The sequence below is a fragment of the Pectobacterium versatile genome (assembly GCF_020166435.1).
GTDB lineage: Bacteria > Pseudomonadota > Gammaproteobacteria > Enterobacterales > Enterobacteriaceae > Pectobacterium > Pectobacterium versatile.
This window is the reverse complement of sequence record NZ_JAINZP010000005.1, coordinates 45904-64304: the sequence shown is the minus strand read 5'-3', so window position 1 is coordinate 64304 and position 18401 is coordinate 45904. Positions and strand designations below refer to the sequence as shown.

The 18401-nt window shown below is 50.5% G+C and carries 18 protein-coding genes; 9 read left to right on the top strand and 9 right to left on the bottom strand.

Going from position 1 to position 18401, the window contains the following annotated elements; genetic code table 11:
- Positions 1-2: 2 nt before the first annotated feature.
- The 3 genes from waaO to rfaQ form a co-directional block, all read right to left on the bottom strand.
- A complete protein-coding gene (gene waaO, locus K7X24_RS08195; protein ID WP_224554199.1) occupies positions 3-1022 on the bottom strand; it encodes a lipopolysaccharide 3-alpha-galactosyltransferase in 1020 nt (339 codons plus the stop codon).
- A gap of 77 nt (positions 1023-1099) precedes the next feature.
- On the bottom strand, positions 1100-2215 hold the full coding sequence (locus K7X24_RS08190) for a glycosyltransferase family 4 protein (protein WP_224554198.1): 1116 nt from the start codon (positions 2213-2215) through the stop codon (positions 1100-1102).
- Positions 2212-3282: a lipopolysaccharide core heptosyltransferase RfaQ gene (gene rfaQ / locus K7X24_RS08185; protein WP_224554197.1), complete on the bottom strand. Its 1071-nt coding sequence runs from the start codon at positions 3280-3282 to the stop codon at positions 2212-2214. Before rfaQ ends, K7X24_RS08190 begins: the two co-directional genes overlap by 4 nt.
- Before the next feature lie 516 nt (positions 3283-3798).
- Here rfaQ and K7X24_RS08180 point away from each other — a divergent pair.
- Positions 3799-4023 carry a type II toxin-antitoxin system Phd/YefM family antitoxin gene (locus K7X24_RS08180; protein WP_224554195.1) on the top strand — a complete coding sequence of 75 codons (225 nt, stop codon included), beginning with the start codon at positions 3799-3801 and terminating at the stop codon, positions 4021-4023.
- Positions 4020-4394: a type II toxin-antitoxin system death-on-curing family toxin gene (locus K7X24_RS08175; RefSeq protein ID WP_224554193.1), complete on the top strand. Its 375-nt coding sequence runs from the start codon at positions 4020-4022 to the stop codon at positions 4392-4394. Before K7X24_RS08180 ends, K7X24_RS08175 begins: the two co-directional genes overlap by 4 nt.
- Before the next feature lie 31 nt (positions 4395-4425).
- On the opposite strand, the gene K7X24_RS08170 is transcribed toward K7X24_RS08175, so the two are convergent.
- The 4 genes from K7X24_RS08170 to rfaD form a co-directional block, all read right to left on the bottom strand.
- Positions 4426-5685, bottom strand: coding sequence for an O-antigen ligase family protein (locus tag K7X24_RS08170; RefSeq protein ID WP_224554191.1), 1260 nt, complete (start codon positions 5683-5685; stop codon positions 4426-4428).
- Positions 5686-6065: 380 nt separating this feature from the next.
- Positions 6066-7037 (bottom strand): lipopolysaccharide heptosyltransferase RfaC, encoded by a 972-nt coding sequence (rfaC, locus tag K7X24_RS08165; RefSeq protein ID WP_224554189.1) that lies wholly within the window; start codon positions 7035-7037, stop codon positions 6066-6068.
- On the bottom strand, positions 7034-8137 hold the full coding sequence (rfaF, locus tag K7X24_RS08160) for an ADP-heptose--LPS heptosyltransferase RfaF (RefSeq protein WP_224554187.1): 1104 nt from the start codon (positions 8135-8137) through the stop codon (positions 7034-7036). Before rfaF ends, rfaC begins: the two co-directional genes overlap by 4 nt.
- A 23-nt stretch (positions 8138-8160) precedes the next feature.
- Positions 8161-9093 carry an ADP-glyceromanno-heptose 6-epimerase gene (rfaD, locus tag K7X24_RS08155; protein WP_198997869.1) on the bottom strand — a complete coding sequence of 311 codons (933 nt, stop codon included), beginning with the start codon at positions 9091-9093 and terminating at the stop codon, positions 8161-8163.
- 242 nt (positions 9094-9335) lie between these two features.
- Between rfaD and K7X24_RS08150 the strand changes: the two genes are divergently transcribed.
- Positions 9336-10532: a glycine C-acetyltransferase gene (locus K7X24_RS08150; RefSeq protein ID WP_224554185.1), complete on the top strand. Its 1197-nt coding sequence runs from the start codon at positions 9336-9338 to the stop codon at positions 10530-10532.
- Positions 10533-10542: 10 nt separating this feature from the next.
- Positions 10543-11574: an L-threonine 3-dehydrogenase gene (gene tdh, locus K7X24_RS08145; protein WP_224554183.1), complete on the top strand. Its 1032-nt coding sequence runs from the start codon at positions 10543-10545 to the stop codon at positions 11572-11574.
- A 44-nt stretch (positions 11575-11618) separates the two neighbouring features.
- Here the strand turns inward: tdh and K7X24_RS08140 are convergent, their stop codons facing one another.
- Together K7X24_RS08140 and envC are read right to left on the bottom strand one after the other, a co-directional pair.
- Positions 11619-12566 (bottom strand): divergent polysaccharide deacetylase family protein, encoded by a 948-nt coding sequence (locus K7X24_RS08140; protein ID WP_224554182.1) that lies wholly within the window; start codon positions 12564-12566, stop codon positions 11619-11621.
- A 2-nt stretch (positions 12567-12568) separates the two neighbouring features.
- Positions 12569-13870 (bottom strand): murein hydrolase activator EnvC, encoded by a 1302-nt coding sequence (gene envC / locus K7X24_RS08135; protein ID WP_224554179.1) that lies wholly within the window; start codon positions 13868-13870, stop codon positions 12569-12571.
- A 245-nt stretch (positions 13871-14115) separates the two neighbouring features.
- Between envC and K7X24_RS08130 the strand changes: the two genes are divergently transcribed.
- The 5 genes from K7X24_RS08130 (at position 14116) to pagP (ending at position 18182) form a co-directional block, all read left to right on the top strand.
- On the top strand, positions 14116-14547 hold the full coding sequence (locus K7X24_RS08130) for a rhodanese-like domain-containing protein (protein ID WP_039310321.1): 432 nt from the start codon (positions 14116-14118) through the stop codon (positions 14545-14547).
- Positions 14548-14768: 221 nt separating this feature from the next.
- Positions 14769-15239 carry a protein-export chaperone SecB gene (secB, locus tag K7X24_RS08125; RefSeq protein WP_224554177.1) on the top strand — a complete coding sequence of 157 codons (471 nt, stop codon included), beginning with the start codon at positions 14769-14771 and terminating at the stop codon, positions 15237-15239.
- Positions 15239-16258 carry an NAD(P)H-dependent glycerol-3-phosphate dehydrogenase gene (gpsA, locus tag K7X24_RS08120; RefSeq protein WP_039495074.1) on the top strand — a complete coding sequence of 340 codons (1020 nt, stop codon included), beginning with the start codon at positions 15239-15241 and terminating at the stop codon, positions 16256-16258. Before secB ends, gpsA begins: the two co-directional genes overlap by 1 nt.
- A gap of 142 nt (positions 16259-16400) precedes the next feature.
- Positions 16401-17222 (top strand): serine O-acetyltransferase, encoded by an 822-nt coding sequence (cysE, locus tag K7X24_RS08115; RefSeq protein ID WP_039364143.1) that lies wholly within the window; start codon positions 16401-16403, stop codon positions 17220-17222.
- 306 nt (positions 17223-17528) lie between these two features.
- Positions 17529-18182 carry a lipid IV(A) palmitoyltransferase PagP gene (pagP, locus tag K7X24_RS08110; RefSeq protein ID WP_224554175.1) on the top strand — a complete coding sequence of 218 codons (654 nt, stop codon included), beginning with the start codon at positions 17529-17531 and terminating at the stop codon, positions 18180-18182.
- The last annotated feature ends 219 nt before the right edge of the window (positions 18183-18401 follow it).

Genomic DNA, 18401 nt, shown 5'->3' with positions numbered 1-18401 from the left:
TTTTACTTTCCAAAGAATGCTTTAATGAAAAAATACTTGGCATAACTTTTTACGCCTTTTATATATTTTCTATTGTGAAACTGATGCTTAGCACAATACCGCATATTACTTGCTGTCACAGCATCTAAGAGAGGCTCATTTCTCCATGGCGAATTATCTTTGGCTTTTAAAAAATATTTTGTGCAAGTGTAATTGACAGCCCATTTATGCCAGGGCTTAGTGGGGCCAATGTAATGAATAAATACCGTTTCTGTGGAGATAGGTGTTGGCGCAGATTCGCCATTATTATATTTTAATTCATAATTTATACTAAATTGGATGTTGTATTTATTATCCAGTTGATGAAAATTCCCTGCCAAAAGTATATTTAAAATATCCTGATCAGGATGGGTAATGACTTTCTTCATCTCTGGATCGACCAAAAAACGCATGCTGTTTTCTGTTACAGATGCTTGATGCCAGTTATTGATTTCAATTAACAACACGCCGGAATTAAAGTAGCCATTGCTGAGTTCAGGATGTTGAAGTTTTTGTGCGCGGTTTTCCCACCAACTGCTATCACCATCTAAAACAGCAGAGGCAATATGGTTACTAATATCTAATTTTATTAATTCTTGCAACGAGCCATTACATATAATGTCCGCATCAAGGTAGAGAACTCTATCGAGTATCTGATAGAAATAGTCGGCAATAATAAAGCGGAAATAAATGGCATAGCTCCAGAGTTTGGTTTCTGGTAACGTTTTTAACCAAGAACAATCAACGATATAGATGTTAATGGTTGTATTATATTCCTTTGCCATTTCCTGGAATCTAGTTTTGTCGCCATCACTGAGTTTATCGGTAAACACGTGAAAGGATAAACCATAGTCCTGATTTTTTAATAGAATAGAGGCTATAGCGATGGCGCAGCCATAAATGAACTTTTCATCCGTGCCAAAGGCTATGTCTAACTCGGCATTTTTTTTAGAATAGGAGAATGAGTGTACAGTTTTTATGACTTTTTCTTTGTCAAAGTACATGTGCTTACCGTGTTGGATAAATAGCGGAAAGAATAACGTGTTGTAAGAAACAGGTCAGAATATGTCTTTATTTATCATTATGATTCGATAATCAACTGTGCCGCTTTTTCTGGCAAACTATAAATATCTTCTGTATCGGCAAAATGGCGGGCATTTTCTGCCCACTGTTTCAGCGTTTCTGGCTGACTAAGTGCGTGTGACAACGCGTGGTTCAGTGCTGTCTGACTAAAAGGCTCTGGGATGACCTGCCCGGCCTGCGAGCGCTCAATGTAAAAAGCATAACCGCACGCATCGGTAACGAGTATGGGCAGTCCAGCCGCGATAGCCTCAAGTAAAACGATGCCAGCGGCTTCCTGATGTGCCGGATGAAGTAACAAGTCTGCGGCTGCCATGAAATCAGGAATGTCGTCTCGGCCAGAGAAGAAGTGTATTTGTTTGCCGATGCCGAGCTGCTCTGCCTGTTGTTGAAACGGTTTTGGATCGTCCTGGCCGACAACCAACAGCGTTACGTGTTGACGCAGTTCCTGTGGCAGGCTGGCGATAGCGGTCAGACTACGGCCAACACCTTTACGTTTGAAGTCGGAACCGACCTGTAATAGAACAAATCCGTTTTCATCCAGATGATGCTGCTGACGGAACTGTGAACGCGTATCTGGAGAGCGTGTGCTGTACTTTCTATCCAGCGAAATACCCGGTGGTAGCATAAAAAAGCGTTCATCTTGTGTGCCGTAATGCTTCTGAAAATGGGCGATTTGCCGCGGCGTCAGCATCAGCATGCGTGTGTGGCTATTTTTATCGAACACGTCTCGTTCAAGTGCCGCATATCCGCGGTAGCGAGGTGTGAGTCGATAAAAGAAACCTTTTTCCTGAACCGCCTTTTCTGCCGTACATCCTTCTGCGGCATAGTAGAAGTCCAGTCCTGGCATTTTGCTAAACCCGACAACGCGGTCGACAGGGTGCTGTTGTAAATGGTGATGTATCCAGTCGGAAAAACGGCGATGTCGAGTATGATTACCCAGCCCTGAGAGGGGGACGAGAACGATGTCGAACCCTTCCGGGTTGTCACCTTGCCATTCGCTAGTGTAAACACGAATGTCGTGGCCTTGTTTTTGGCACGTTAGTGCAATGCTCAGAAAATCCCGCTGTAGCCCGCCGAAAGGAAAGAATTTATAGACGCAGAATGCGATTTTCATTGGGTGTTCTCTTCCTGCGCCTCTTGTAGCATGTCTTCTGATGCCTGAATAACCGCTTGTGCTGGAATGCAGGACAAATATTTGACCGTCTGATCGTAATTCTGTTGGGCTGGCATCTGTTGATATTCACCTGCCCAAATTTGCTTATAGCGGTCGCACCACGGACGCCATACCTTGTAGTCTGTTGGGCCAAATAAGCTGACGAGTGGCGTATTCAATGCAGCAGCCATATGCATTGGGGCGGAATCTACACCGATATACAACACGGCGTTGTCAATTAACGCAGCCAGTTCCAGAAAACTCGTTTTACCCGCAAAGGTCATATCGGGTTTATGCGTGCACTGTGAGTGAATATCCCGCACCACGTTTAAATCGTCTTCTGAAGGACCACAGGTCAAAACGACTTCCAGATTTTTGGTTTTAAGATAGTCAATGACCTGAGCGAATTTGTCGTTGTCCCAGTATTTGTAGTATTGGCGAGTCGTGGGTTGGATGACGACGTAGCGTTGTGTTAACAGCGTAGGGCGTTGATCAGCGATACTTTGGGCGTCTTCCTGACGATAATGCAGTGATAATGTCGAGCATGTATTTGACGCCGGCAGGTTGAGCGGGGTGAGGAGATGAAGATTTTGCTCAACAATATGCGCGCCCATTGGCGGAACGCAGGTGCTGAAAAATGAACGCCACATCTTTCCTTTCAGATTATCGCCCCGATCGAGAGCAATACTGCGACACCCCAATGATTTTACTAATAGGGCAATGGGCCACTGGTCAGCTAAATTGACGATCAGATCGTAATTGTTTTGCTTAAGTTCTTGTCTGACGCCTTTGAAATTACAGATCTTTTCCAAAAGCGTACTCGTCTTTCTTTTGAGCCCATAAAGCTGATGTATCTCTGGGTTTGCAGAGAGAATCGGCATCGTATCCTGGTACAGCAATACGTCGATTTTGGCGTCAGGATAATTGGCTTTCAGCGTGCTGATGAGCGGAGTGGTCAGCAGCATATCGCCGTGATATCTGAGCTTCACCACAAGAATTCGGTGATAAGAGATGATGCGTGGACTCACTCGTTTTCCTTCATGCAATCAATAAATTATGATTTATTTACAGGCACGCTACCGCCTCTGGCTCTACAGCTACCAGTTAACTGAAATAATCCGAAATTTCACGGCGATGTGCGGTGTGCAAATGTATCGCGCGAAGTGCTACAGCACATATTGTGCTAAACCCCGTATGGTACTAGAACCCACATCCCTCTCACAGTAGTAATTAAGATTATACCCGTCATCTCGAAAGCTGCGCAGATGTGCTCTGTACCTGTCGCTTTCCGGCCACAACGTTTCTACAACCTCTCTACGTTCTCAATGTGTTGTAAGAGTGCTACGGCTCATTTCACTGGATAAATTTTCTTTCGCATTCATTAAAAGAGATCGTGAATAGGGACTAAGAACCTGACATCGTTTTGCGTTGTCATGATTGATATCGTTTGTCGAAATAGATTTGGCGCACTAGACTGACGTTGTCATCAACTTAATTGTACAACTTAGTTGATATGAACCCGAAACAACTTAAAGGAACCTCTTATGTTGACCATGACTTTCTCTGATGTTCGTCAGAAATTTGCCAAAGTATTGGACACTGCTATTACGCAGCCAGTGACAATTACCCGTCGTTCTGCACCGGATATGGTGGTTATTACCGCGCAACAATTTGCGGAGTTGCAGCAGGCTAAATTTGAGGTTTCTCTTGCCAAGGTCATGAGTAAGCCAAAGAATCAGGCGCTGTTCAAGGAACTTGCTGATAAATGATCTTCTTCTTAACGGTTGAGCAGGTCATCGCCATTCACGACTGTCAGTTAGAAACGTACGGTGGTTTGGCAGGGTATCGGGATATTGGTTTGGTGGAAGGTATGGTTGCCCGCGTTGAGAATCTGCACTCATACCAAGGTGAGAATGACCTGTACGTGCTTGCCGCATCGCTGTTGCTTTCGATAGCACGCGGGCATGGCTTTAATGATGCCAACAAAAGGACGTCAGTCGCGTCGGCTATGGTGTTTCTTGATATGAATGGCTCGCCAATCACACCGTCAGAAGACTTTGCTGACTTCGCGGTAATGGCTGCACAAGGGCTTCACGATGTGTATGCCGTAGCGGAAGCATTGAAAAAACTCGCTGATTAGAATCCGCAGGTAGCCCCGCGAATTTTTACGATCATCGTGGTGGCTTTAGCCATTTTCCGGTCAGCGTTGTGCCGAGGCAAAATGCCATAAGCCACGCGATAAGCATGTCTCGTGAATAGAGAATGACATCGCTAAGTCCATACATCAGCAGGGCAAAAAGCAATGCGGCCGAGAGGTGGCTGCGTAGAACAAAAAATGAAAAATAAAATAAAGCGGCATAGAGCAACACAAGCAATATTGCGCCCAGCAATCCCTTAAGGGAGAAAGCATCAATCACTTCGTTATGCAGATGGACATTCAAATATCTCAGCGCGCCGGATAATTCAGACTCTTGCTTTGCTTGTGCAATGATATGCTCTGCACGCTGTTCGGCGGATTGCCCCAATAGCGCTTCTTCCCCGGCTTCGATTCCTGATTGATACATCGCGATTCGTGCACCCACCGATGTCATGCTGTTGTCCATACTATAGCTGTGTATATCGTTGATCAGGTCGTTGACTCGTTGATGAAGCGTATCCTGGAAAAGGAATAAACACAGGAAAATAGTGGCCGATGAACCGATAAATGCCTTGATGAACAAACGCTTATTGTGCCTGACCTCTGACAATAAAATGGTCGCACCAACAATAGGATAGACGAGTATAGCCGCTCGAGTTTCTGTCAGGAAAATAGCGATGGTGACTAACAGAAAATGCCCCAGATAGAGATAATACTTATAAGCTGAGTCGAGCTTGAGCAGCGCTTGTGCGCTTAACGCACCAATGAAGGTAAGAAAATAGGCTGCGCTCGTTGCGGTACCAAATACTAATCCAATACGGTGCATCCCGCTGAACAGTGACTGGTAGAACGCATAGCCCAGCGCGAATACACAGATTGCGATGATGTAGAAGAGCGATATCTTTTGCTTTTTTGGCGTGATATGTAGGGCTGTTAGCAGGATAAATGCGCCCAAAATACCCGCATGTGCAGATGTTTTATAGGCGTTGTACACATAAGGGAAAAGGCTATCGGGTTGATAATAGTGGTGATACCAAACGAGATTGGTTAAGCCGATGGCAAGCAGGCAAAGTGGAATCAATAATAACCGCCTAGCGGCTATTACTGTTCTTAAGTGTGTCACCACATAGAAAACAGACAGCGAACCCGTGAGATAAAAAAGCCATCCGGCAATAATGCTACTAAATGGCATAATGGCTAATGTGAGTAAACAGCCGGGGAAAACCGCTTTAAGCGCGACAACCGAACTTATGCTGGGCGTTTTTCCCAGTTCGTACCTTAATTCATTGAGCATGTATTTGTTCACAGTCGGGAGCGATATCACTCGTCTGATGCAGGTAATTCTATACCCGTCATACTTCAAGTTGCATGTGCGTTGGCCGCGCTACTCGGCCCACTTTCGTGGACCTCGCCCCGCTGGGGCCGCTGCAAGCCGCGTTCAAACCTGCCTCTGGCAGATTTGTCAGTCACCCGAATCACTTACTTGGGTAAGCTCACCGGGATGAGGGAGAGACATCCTGTCTCTCACCGAAGGCCAGCCGCTGGCTGAGCAAATTCGTTCCCGACGAATTTGTCCTTCTCTTGCCGCGTTATTCGGCCTTATGGCCTCACCCCTTCGGGGTCAGCGCAAGCGCTGTTCAAAAACGCCTTGCCGTTTTTGTCCTGAAACTCGAATTATTTAGTGTATATCAGCTTCTCTACTTTCTGATGGATGAGGCTAGCGGGAATGGTCTCCATTTTCTGGCTTTCAGACATTTCCACCACCTGATTCATCCCATAACCGCCAATCAGCCCTGGATCGGTTGGCCCGTATAGGGTGATATTCGGACGATCCAGCGCTGCTGTCAGGTGGCTAAGCCCAGTATCGACGGAGACAACCGCGCTGGCGCCTGCGAGTACCTCGGCAACCTGTTGCAGCGTAAGGCGTGGTAAGACGTCAACGTGTGGAAAGCCTTCCGCCAGCCGCAATGCACGCTGGTGCTCATGCTCCGCTCCCCAAGGGAGTTTGATGTGTAATCCACTCGGTGCTAATAGAGCAATCAGCTCACGCCAGTGCGCTTCCGGCCAGTGTTTTTCATCACGCGTTGTGGCATGGAGAAACACCAGATAGCGGTTGGCGTCTGCGGGCGACTGGGTGAGGAAGCGTGAGGCAATGGCATAATCGCCACGCTCGGTGGGTTTCCGATAGCTCAGGCTGGCGGCAAACAGCTCCCGCACGCGCTCGACAGCATGTTGTCGGCGGCTTATCGGGTGGCGATAGTTATAAAACCAGCTTGCCAGCGGCTCGCGCGCGCTTTTGCAATCCAAGCCGTGTTTCTTTCCGTTGGCGAGTCGCGTAACCAGCAACGCGCTTTTAATCAGCCCTTGTGCATCAATAACTGCATCGTAGCGGTGCTGTCGTAGCTGGCGCATAAATTCTGCACGTTCCTGACGTATCGGGGCACTGAACCAACTTTTGCGCCAGCGGCGTATCGCGACTGGAATCACGCGAGAAACCGCCGGATGCCAGCTGGGAACTTGCGCGAAACCTTCTTCAACCACCCAATCGAATTGGATACCAGGAATCGCCTGCATCGCGTCGGTTAAGGCTGGCAAGGTGTGCAGCACATCGCCCATTGACGACGTTTTCACGATCAGCACTCTCATGCATCTGCTCCCGGTTCCAGATTTTCTCCTAGAGTGAGACTTTCTTTTGGAACGAGGCTTTCTCTTGGAACAATATAGTTATCCAGTGCGCTGAGCACGCGCTCGGGCTGAATGTCGATCAAACTTTGATGGTAACCCTGTTCAGCATCCCCTTTGCGCACCCGGTGATAGCCGGTAATCAGTCGAATCACCTCGGCCTGATGAGACAGCGGCGGGGTAAAATCAGGGCTGCTTGGACCGTAAAGTGCCACCAGCGGACGATGAAGTGCCGCAGCAACGTGCATGAGTCCAGAGTCATTGCTGACGACGGCGTGGCAGGCGGCAATGAGCACCACCGCCTGTTCCAGAGAGGTTTTCCCCGCCAGATTGGCGCAATGCTGCCGTGCGTCTTCCGTCAATCCTTGAAGGATATCGTCACAGGCCGAACGGTCATTGGCCGAACCGAACAGTGTTATCTGGTAGCCGCGTTCAATCAGTGATTGTGCCAGCACAGCATAGTGATAATGCGGCCAGCGTTTGGCAGGGCCGAATTCGGCACCGGGGCAAAAACCGATGATGGGGCGCGCATCGCTGAGGTTAAACGCTTGCGTCATGTCCGTAATTTCGGTCTGATTGACCTGCAACTGTGGCCACAGTAACGGCTGCGGCAGATCCTCAGCACGGCGGATACGGCTACGATCGTAGGCTAACGCGGTATAGCGCTGCACCATCAGCGGAAATGCGGTTTTATCCAGCACGCGTACGTCGTTCAGCAATCCGTAACGCATTTCGCCACGCCAGCCTGTACGCTGCGGAACGTTAGCAAAGAAAGGGACTAGCGCGGATTTCAAGGAGTTGGGCAGCACGTAAGCGCGGTCATAGTTCGCATCGCGCAGCGATACGCCAAGACGGCGACGTTCGCCCAGCTCAAGTGCGCCGTGACCCAGCGGCATGGCTAACGCCTGATTGACTTCCGGCATCCGTGCCAGCAGCGGGCGGCACCAGGCTGGCGCCATCACGTCAATGACCGCTTCCGGGTGTTCAGCCTTCAACGTGCGATAAAGGCTGTGCGACATCATCATATCGCCGACCCAGGAAGGGCCGATGACCAAAATTTTCATACCGTTTATGAATCCTTATCCGATTAAACGGTACGGTTCAGCCAGGCCATATATTCCGCCACGCCTTCGGCGACGGTTTTGAACGGCTTGTCATAGCCTGCGGCACGCAAATTGGTGAGATCGGCTTGTGTATAAGCCTGATAGCGGCCTTTCAGCTTCTCAGGGAACTCGATGTATTCCACGCTGCCTTTCTGATGGAAGGCGAGGGTGGCATCGGCGACAGCCTGGAAGGATTCGGCGCGACCGGTACCGCAGTTGAAGATGCCAGAAACACCGTTTTGCCAGAACCACAGGTTGACGGCGGCGACATCACCGACGTAGATGAAGTCACGTTGGAAGTTCTCGCTACCGGAGAACAGCTTCGGATTTTCACCCTGATTAATCTGGTTGTTCAGATGGAACGCGACACTCGCCATGCTGCCTTTGTGGCCTTCGCGTGGTCCGTAGACGTTGAAATAGCGGAAGCCGCAGATCTGTGATTCAGCTTCTGGAAGAATTTCACGCACGTACTGGTCGAACAGGAATTTGGAGTAGCCATAGACGTTCAGCGGCTGCTCGTATTGACGCGCTTCGATAAAGTTATCGTTACGACCGCCGTAGGTCGCGGCAGACGAGGCATACAGGAACGGAATGTTGCGATCGAGGCAATAGTGCAGCACGTCTTTAGAATACTGATAGTTGTTATCCATCATGTATTTGCCATCCCACTCGGTGGTGGAAGAGCAGGCACCTTCATGGAATACGGCATCGATATCGCCCAGATCGTCGCCTGCAACGATGCTGGCGACGAAATCTTCTTTATCCACGTAATCTGCGATGTCCAGATCGACCAGATTGGCGAACTTGGTGCCGTCTTTCAGGTTATCGACAACCAGAATGTCCCGATAGCCGATGTCATTCAGAGATTTTACGATATTGCTGCCGATAAAACCGGCACCGCCAGTAACGATAATCATGGGCGCGACCTTTATTAATCTTGCTGGTGAGGCACCGCGCCCCACACTGTTTATGACCGCTATAATAGCATTTCATTTTACCGCAAGCAGCCAGAGCTTAATTTATCCCGTGTTGCTCCGGTATTTTTAAGATGATTCAGGCCGTGACGAAGCCAGCATTTTCAGACTGTTTACCCCGCATTTCTGCCCACATCCGCTAGCTTAAAAACCATAAAGCGATCTTTTTATGGGAGAGTCACGCTATGCCTGCCGCGTTTTATCAACAACTTACTACACAAATCATGGCCGCACGTACCGAGGGCGTGTTCAAGGAGGAACGCATCATCACCTCTGCGCAGCAGGCTGAAATCGAGGTGATGGACAGCGACCGCCTGCTCAATTTCTGTGCCAATAATTATCTTGGTCTGGCGGACAGCCCAGAGCTGATTGCCGCTGCAAAAGCCGGATTGGACAGCCACGGTTTTGGCATGGCATCGGTGCGCTTCATCTGTGGAACGCAGGATATCCACAAACAGCTGGAGCGTAAGCTGGCGGATTTTCTGGGAATGGACGACGCGATTCTCTATTCCTCCTGTTTTGATGCCAACGGTGGGCTGTTTGAAACGCTGATGGGACCGGAGGATGCCATTATTTCCGATGCGCTCAATCATGCTTCGATCATCGACGGTATTCGGCTATCGAAGGCGCGACGCTACCGCTATGCCAATAACGATATGAGCCAGTTGGAAGCACAGTTGCAACTGGCCAGAGCGGAAGGGGCAAGACACGTCATGATCGCCACCGACGGCGTTTTCTCGATGGATGGTGTGATTGCCGATTTGCAGGGAATTTGCGATCTGGCGGATCGTTATGATGCGTTAGTGATGGTTGATGATTCGCATGCGGTAGGATTTGTCGGTGAACAAGGGCGTGGAACGCACGAACGCTGCGGGGTGATGAATCGCGTCGACATCATCACTGGGACGTTAGGCAAGGCGTTGGGGGGCGCGTCGGGCGGTTATACGGCAGGTAAGCATGAGGTGATCGACTGGCTGCGTCAGCGCTCTCGACCCTATCTTTTTTCCAACTCGCTCGCACCAGCCATTGTCACTGCGTCGCTCAGGGTACTGGATCTGCTGGAACAGGGCGGAGAACGACGTGAGCGTCTGTGGACAAACGCTCGTTTGTTCCGTGAAAAGATGACGGCCGCAGGGTTCACGCTGGCGGGAGCCGATCACGCCATTATTCCCGTTATGCTGGGTGAAGCGCAACTGGCACAGGACTTTGCGCAGGCGCTACAGCGTGAAGGTGTTTATGTCGCCGGCTTTTTTTATCCCGTTGTCCCTCTCGGTCAGGCGCGTATTCGTACTCAAATGTCAGCCGCCCATACGCCGCAGCAAATCGAATTCGCCGTTGAGGCTTTTATCCGCGTGGGCAAACGTCTGGGTGTAATCATCTAAGGAAACCATCATGAAAGCATTGGCAAAACTGCGGGCGGAAGAGGGCATCTGGATGGTGGACTCGCCCACGCCGGAGCTCGGGCATAACGACATCATGATTAAAATCCGCAAAAGTGCGATCTGCGGAACGGATGTGCATATCTACAACTGGGACGAATGGTCGCAGAAGACCATTCCCGTTCCGATGGTTGTCGGGCATGAATACGTGGGTGAAATTGTCGCTATCGGTCAGGAAGTTAATGGCTTTCATATTGGCGATCGGGTTTCTGGCGAAGGACATATTACCTGCGGTTACTGTCGTAACTGCCGTGCCGGACGGCGTCATTTATGCCGCAATGCCATTGGCGTTGGGGTAAACCGTCCCGGTTCGTTCGCGGAGTATCTGGTGATTCCTGCCTACAACGCGTTCCGCATTCCCGACAATATTTCTGACGAACTGGCCGCTATTTTCGATCCCTTCGGTAACGCGGTGCACACCGCACTGTCCTTCGATTTAGTGGGAGAGGATGTCTTGATTGCCGGAGCGGGGCCGATAGGCATGATGGCAGCGGCGGTGTGCCGTCACGTGGGGGCAAGGAATGTCGTGATTACCGATGTGAATGCGTACCGTCTGGATCTCGCCAGTAAAATGGGGGCAACGCGCGCCGTCAATGTGGCGCAGGAAAATCTGGCTGACGTGATGATAGATTTGGGCATGACCGAGGGGTTTGATATTGGGCTGGAGATGTCGGGCGCGCCATCAGCCTTTCGCGCCATGCTGAAAGCGATGAATCATGGTGGGCGTATCGCCATGCTGGGCATTCCGCATGAACCGATGTCGATTGACTGGGGAGAGGTGATTTTTAAAGGACTGTTTATCAAAGGTATCTATGGACGAGAAATGTTCGAAACCTGGTACAAAATGTCGGCGCTGATTCAGTCTGGATTGGATTTGTCACCGATTATCACCCACCGCTTCCACATTGATGAGTTTCAGAAAGGGTTCGATGCCATGCGTTCGGGTCAGTCGGGCAAGGTTATTCTCAATTGGGATGAGTCATAACCTTGCCGTGGCGCGCGATGGCAAAGGGGAACGCGCCTCTGATATTACGGCTGTTTATGTGTTTCGGTCTCGGCTGGCTCAATCCAGGTCTGCCAGCGGTGCTTGATAAACATTACCGGCGCGCTTTCCCGAATGCTGCTACTCACCAGCTTGAAGAACACATCGTTCTTCACTGGTTCCGGCGGTTTTTTGACCTGACATTGCTGTATACCGCGGAACGGATTACGCGGTTTGACTGGCTGCTGCGGCTGAGGCTCATACTGCCGCGTCGGCTCATTAAGCAACTGGCTTGGGCGGACTAAGACAATATCGGCATCCAGCGTGGGCAACATCTGCTGTAAGACGCGGATGGTTGAAGGATGCGGATGCCCGATAGCGATGGCGGAACCGCTGCGGCGGGCGATTTGCACCGCGCGGGTAAACTGTTTGCGAATCTCGGCTTCGTTTTGCGAATCATCCAGAAAGACTTTGCGTTTGATAACTTTGACGTTCGTTCCTGCCGCGGCCTGGCTCGATTGGCTGCTGCCAATGGTCATGCTATCGAGGAAATAGAGCTGGTAGGCGCTCAGCGCCTGCATGACTTTTTGCATGCCGGGCAGGCTGGCGGTCATCGCGCTGCCCATATGGTTGTTCAACCCCACGGCGTAAGGCACGTTATTAACCGACTGGCGGATAATGCGCTGAATTTCGTCGTTGCTCATGTCCGGGCGTAACGTATCGCGTTCCAGCGGCTGCTTGCTCATCGGTGCCATCGGCAGGTGGATCAGCACTTCTCGCCCTTGCTGGTGGGCTTTGGTTGCCATTTCACGGGCGTACGGCGCGTTGGGTAATACCGCGACGGAAATCGCTGTTGGCATCGCCAGAATCTGGTTCTCATTATGTGGACGATAGCCGAAATCATCGATGACGATGGAGAGTTTTCCGGCCAGCGCCAAAGGCGACAGGGCGAGCAGACTCAACGCCAATAACGGTGTTTTGGTTAAATAAGACAAGACTATCTTCCTAGCCAAGGTTGTGGATTGACCGCCTGACCCTGACGACGGATTTCAAAATACAGTCCAGGCTGGCTCTGCCCGCCGCTGGTGCCGACCAACGCAATAGATTGTCCGGCCTTGACCTGAGCACCAACGGAAACCAATGCGCTCTGGTTATAGCCGTACAGGCTCATATCGCCTTTACCATGCTGCACAACAACGACCAACCCGTAGCCCTGTAGCCAGTCGGCCATCAGTACGGTTCCGTCGGCGATAGCTTTCACTTCCGTGCCTTCCGGTGCGGTAATCACCATGCCCTTCCAGCGTAACTCGCCCTGTAACGGTTCACCGAAGCGATGCTCGATGCGGCCGTTAACCGGCCAGATGGCTTGGCCAGAAGGCCGCCCTAAACCACCGGTTCGGGCCATGAGTGAGCGTTCACCCTCTGTGGGTTTGTAGCTGCTGCCGCTGCGTTTGGCCTGTTCTTCTTTAGCGCGAACCTTGGCGGCCTCGCGCGCTTCCCGTTCAGCACGGGCTTTCGCTTCTCGCTCAGCACGGGCGATTTGATCGCGCAACCGAGTTTCATTCTGGCGCAGTTCCGTCAACTGCTGCTGATCTTTTTCCAGCGAGCTTTCCAGCGTCGACAGCGTTTTCTTCCGATCGGACTGTGCCTGCTCCAGTGTCTGTTGTTGCTGCTGTTGGTCGCTCAGCAGCGTTTTTTGCTGCGTCTGCTTTTGTTCCAACTGGCGTTTTTGGTCAGCCAGCTCCACACGCGTTTGCTGCAATTCATTGATGGATTTCTGGCGTGCTTCATTCAGGTAGCCGAAGTAGGCGAGAATGCGCTCGTTACGCTGGCTTTCTTCTCCGCTCAGCATTAATTGCAGTGCGCTGTGCTGACCTTGCCGGAAGGCGGCGTCAAGCTGACGGGAAAGTAGCGTTTGTTGCTTATCCTGCTGAGATTGCAGTTTTGCGATAGAGGCGCTGAGGCTGGTTAATTCTTTATTGAGCGTGGACAGCGTATTGCGCGTTTCATGCAGCTGACGACTGGCCTGAGAGATAGACTGCTCCTGCTTTTTCAACTGCTGAACTAAGGTACCACGCTGCTTTTGCTGTTCTTGAACGCTTTTTTCTTTCGCGGCGATATCTTGTTGCAGGATCTTAAGCTGTGCCTGATTATCTTCCGCTTGGCCGAGCGCGGGCAACAGCAAAACGCCAACGCAGAGTGCGCTGACGCAGCGGGTGAGCAGCCTTTGTAATGCGGATAAATGGCGATCGGCGCTACATGCCACTCGACTCTGTACAAATAACGCGTTTTTACTCATAGCGGTGAATTATTCCACGATGAACAGCGGCTTACCAGTTGTCTCTTGTCTGATTTCTATTTCCAGACGTGACAAGCATGGCACAAAGGTGGACGTCTGGGCGCATCAATATATAGATAAATGGAAAGCTCGCCGCAGATTCGATACGCTATATTGGCTTACTGGCTGTAATTGCCGTATCGCGCAGGTATACTCAGGAACCTTATATTTTTGTTGCTTAACTGATCCGGGAGTCGTTACACCCCATGCAAGAGATTATGCCATTCGTTAGCAAGAACCCTATTTTGAGCATCGCCTGGGTTGCGCTGTTGGTTGCGGTAATTGTACTTACTGTGAAGAGTAAACTGTCGAACGTAAAAGAAGTGGTTCGCGGTGAAGCGATCCGACTGATTAATAAAGAAGATGCTGTCATCGTTGATATCCGTAACCGTGACGACTATCGCCGTGGCCATATTGCCAACGCATTTAACCTGTTGCCGAACGACATTAAAAACGGCAGCGTAGGTGAACTTGAAAAACATAAGTCGCAGCCGATTATCGTGGTATGCGCCAACGGTCTCTCTTCACGTGAAGTGGCCGAGAATTTGCACAAAGCTGGTTTTGAGCGTGTGCAGGTACTGAAAGACGGCCTGGCTGGCTGGAGCGGTGAGAATCTGCCTTTAGTCCGCGGCAAATAAAACGGTTTGTGGTAAAACTATCCGCATCGTGCCATGTGTGTAGATCATACACAGCGAAAATGGCGGCGATTTTGCAGGATAATCGACAGGCTGATTGCAGTACTAAATTGATTGCAGTACTACAGTGATTGCAGTACGACGATGACAGAAATGTGCTGACGTCCGCCTAATCATGACGACGGAAGACGTCAAGAAAATCTAACAAAAGGGTATTACTTAACATGTCTGAACAAAACAACACAGAAATGGCTTTCCAAATCCAGCGTATCTACACCAAAGATATCTCTTTTGAAGCGCCGAATGCGCCTCAGGTGTTCCAGCAGGAATGGCAGCCAGAAGTAAAACTGGATCTGGATACGGCTTCTAGCCAACTGGCTGATGACATCTATGAAGTCGTACTGCGTGTTACCGTAACGGCTTCTCTGGGTGAAGAAACTGCATTTCTGTGTGAAGTTCAACAAGGTGGTATCTTTACCGTTGGCGGTATCGAAGGAACTCAGCTGGCGCATTGCCTGGGTGCATATTGCCCGAACATTCTGTTCCCTTACGCGCGTGAGTGCATCACCAGCCTGGTTTCTCGCGGTACCTTCCCGCAACTGAACCTGGCGCCAGTGAACTTTGATGCACTGTTCATGAGTTACCTGCAGCAGCAGACCGAAGGTGAAGGTGCTGCGCAGCCTCAGGATGCCTGATGAACGCGTCTGACGCTTCAATGACCGTCATCGGTGCCGGCTCGTACGGCACCGCGTTGGCCATTACGCTGGCGCGTAATGGCCATCGAGTCGTGCTGTGGGGGCACAACCCTGTGCACATTCAGGCGTTACAGGCCGCTCGCTGTAATCAGGCATTCCTGCCGGATGTGCCTTTCCCCGATTCGCTACAGCTTGAAACCAACCTGGCGCAGGCGCTTGCTGCCAGCAGAAACGTGCTGGTCGTTGTGCCGAGCCATGTGTTCGGTGATGTTCTGCGCCAGTTGAAACCTCATTTGCGTGCCGATGCGCGTATCGTGTGGGCGACCAAAGGGCTGGAAGCGGAAACGGGACGCTTGTTGCAAGATGTCGCACGCGAAGCGCTGGGCGAAACGATCCCGCTTGCGGTGGTTTCTGGCCCGACATTTGCCAAAGAATTAGCCGCTGGCATGCCGACGGCTATTGCTCTGGCATCAACAGACAGTGAATTTGCTGACGACCTGCAACGATTGCTGCACTGTGGGAAGAGCTTCCGCGTTTACAGCAACCCCGATTTTATCGGCGTGCAGCTGGGCGGCGCGGTGAAAAACGTCATTGCTATCGGTGCCGGGATGTCTGACGGCATTGGGTTTGGCGCTAATGCGCGTACTGCGTTGATCACCCGCGGACTGGCGGAAATGACTCGTCTTGGCGCAGCGCTGGGCGCGGATCCTACCACCTTTATGGGGATGGCGGGGCTTGGCGATCTGGTGCTGACCTGTACTGATAATCAGTCCCGTAACCGGCGCTTCGGCATGATGCTGGGGCAGGGAATGGATGTACAGAGCGCGCAGGATAGCATTGGTCAGGTTGTTGAAGGGTACCGCAATACGAAAGAGGTTCTGGCATTAGCGCAGCGCTACGGCGTTGAAATGCCGATTACTGAGCAACTCTGGCAGGTGCTGTATTGTGGGAAAGACGCCCGAGAGGCGGCGCTGAGTCTGTTGGGGCGTACGCGTAAAGACGAAACCGCCAAGTTATAAAACACGTCGTTCTATGCTGGGCTTCCTAATCTGGGAGGCTCATAGTATCTTCATTTTCTTGTATACGAGCGGTGGTGCTAATAAGCCTGCCGTTTGAGAACAGATATACGTTGTGGTGTGTGGGATCTCGGAGAGTAAGGCAATGTCGACAGAAGAACTGGAACTGGTGTGGACCAATATCAAGGCAGAAGCGCGCAGTCTCGCGGACTGTGAACCGATGCTGGCCAGCTTTTTTCATGCCACATTGCTAAAGCACGAGAATTTGGGCAGCGCACTGAGCTATATGCTGGCAAACAAGCTGGCAAACTCGATCATGCCTGCGATCGCCATTCGAGAGGTGGTGGAAGAAGCCTATCGTGCCGATCCGCAGATGATCGTTTCTGCCGCGCGCGATATTCAGGCCGTTTGCCTACGTGACCCGGCGGTGGATAAATATTCTACCCCACTGCTCTATCTGAAAGGGTTTCATGCATTACAGGCCTATCGTATTGGTCACTGGCTTTGGTCGCAGGATCGTAAAGCGCTGGCGGTCTATTTCCAGAACCAGATCTCGGTTTCTTTCGGTGTCGATATTCACCCTGCGGCGAGAATCGGCTGCGGGATCATGCTCGATCACGCAACAGGCATTGTGATCGGTGAAACGGCCGTCGTTGAAAACGATGTCTCTATTCTGCAATCCGTGACGCTGGGCGGTACGGGTAAAACGAGCGGCGATCGCCACCCTAAAATTCGTGAAGGCGTGATGATTGGCGCGGGCGCTAAAATTTTGGGGAACATTGAGGTGGGCTGTGGCGCGAAAATTGGTGCCGGGTCTGTCGTGTTGCAATCGGTTCCTCCACACACGACGGCGGCAGGGGTTCCTGCTCGTATCGTTGGTCGCCCAGAAAGCGATAAACCCGCTATGGACATGGATCAGTATTTCAACGGGATCAATCGCGGCTTCGAATATGGCGATGGTATCTAATCCCACTGCATAGGCGATTCATCGTTCTTGCTATCTCTCTGGTACAGGTTCCAACCAGAATATAAACCGCCGATAAATAAGGTGGTTTTTTGTTATTTCAGCTAGGAAACGTCTGAAAGCGGCACGGAATTCACTATCTATTTAAGCAAAGTTGCTGTTTATCCCTTCATAATAGGCTGTTTTGGTTTCCCGCCTATATGGGCAGATTACGTAAACTGAACTATATATTTTGGTAACAACCAAAATAGTTTTGTTTGGATCACCTTTGTTTGAATGGAATCGTGACGCTGTTACAGAGAACCTTATATGTATTTGAAGCGAATTTTAATCACGCTAAGTTTGATTACACTCTCCGTTGTCCCTTTTTTGAGCTACGCAGCAGAAAGCATAAATAATGTGGGGACAAATAACACGAGCAGCACGGCAAACCTCGCACCCGCTACGGCTGATTCCAATGATTCGGCGTCGGGTAAGCAGGATGAAAGCTGGTGGCAGAGAAGTAAAAATAATCTATCTACGACCTGGAATTCGCCACAGAGTCACGATATTTATATCCCGACGATCACCTGGCATAACCGCTGGACGTACGATAAAGAAAAGACCGACAAATATAATGAAAGGCCGTGGGGCGCGGGCTACGGTGTTTCCCGTCTGGATAAGGATGGTGACTGGCACGGGCTTTATATCATGGCATTCAAAGACTCCTATAACAAATGGGAGCCTATCGGTGGCTACGGTTATGAAAAGCGTTGGCGACCAATCAGCGATCAGGATTTTCAACTGGGTCTGGGTTTTACGGCTGGCGTAACGATGCGTGATAACTGGAACTACATTCCGATTCCTGTGTTGTTGCCTATGGCATCAATAAGTTACAGCAAGCTCTCTTTCCAGGCGACTTACATTCCCGGAACATACAACAACGGTAATGTTTTCTTTGCCTGGTTTAGATGGCAGATTTAATTCCTCGGTCATAGAGCCTCTTTTATTTTACAAAAAGAGGCTCTATTTTTTATAAAAGAGCAGCACTGATAGAATATATCAAATGACGTGGATGCTCCTCGGTAAAGGTTATTTAACACCGCCTCTCTCTGTTGTTAAGCTTATTTTCTGTTTGTTTGCTATTTAATCTAATGTAAACCATATTGACTGAAATTCATTCAGCCATCTCCGTTACAATGG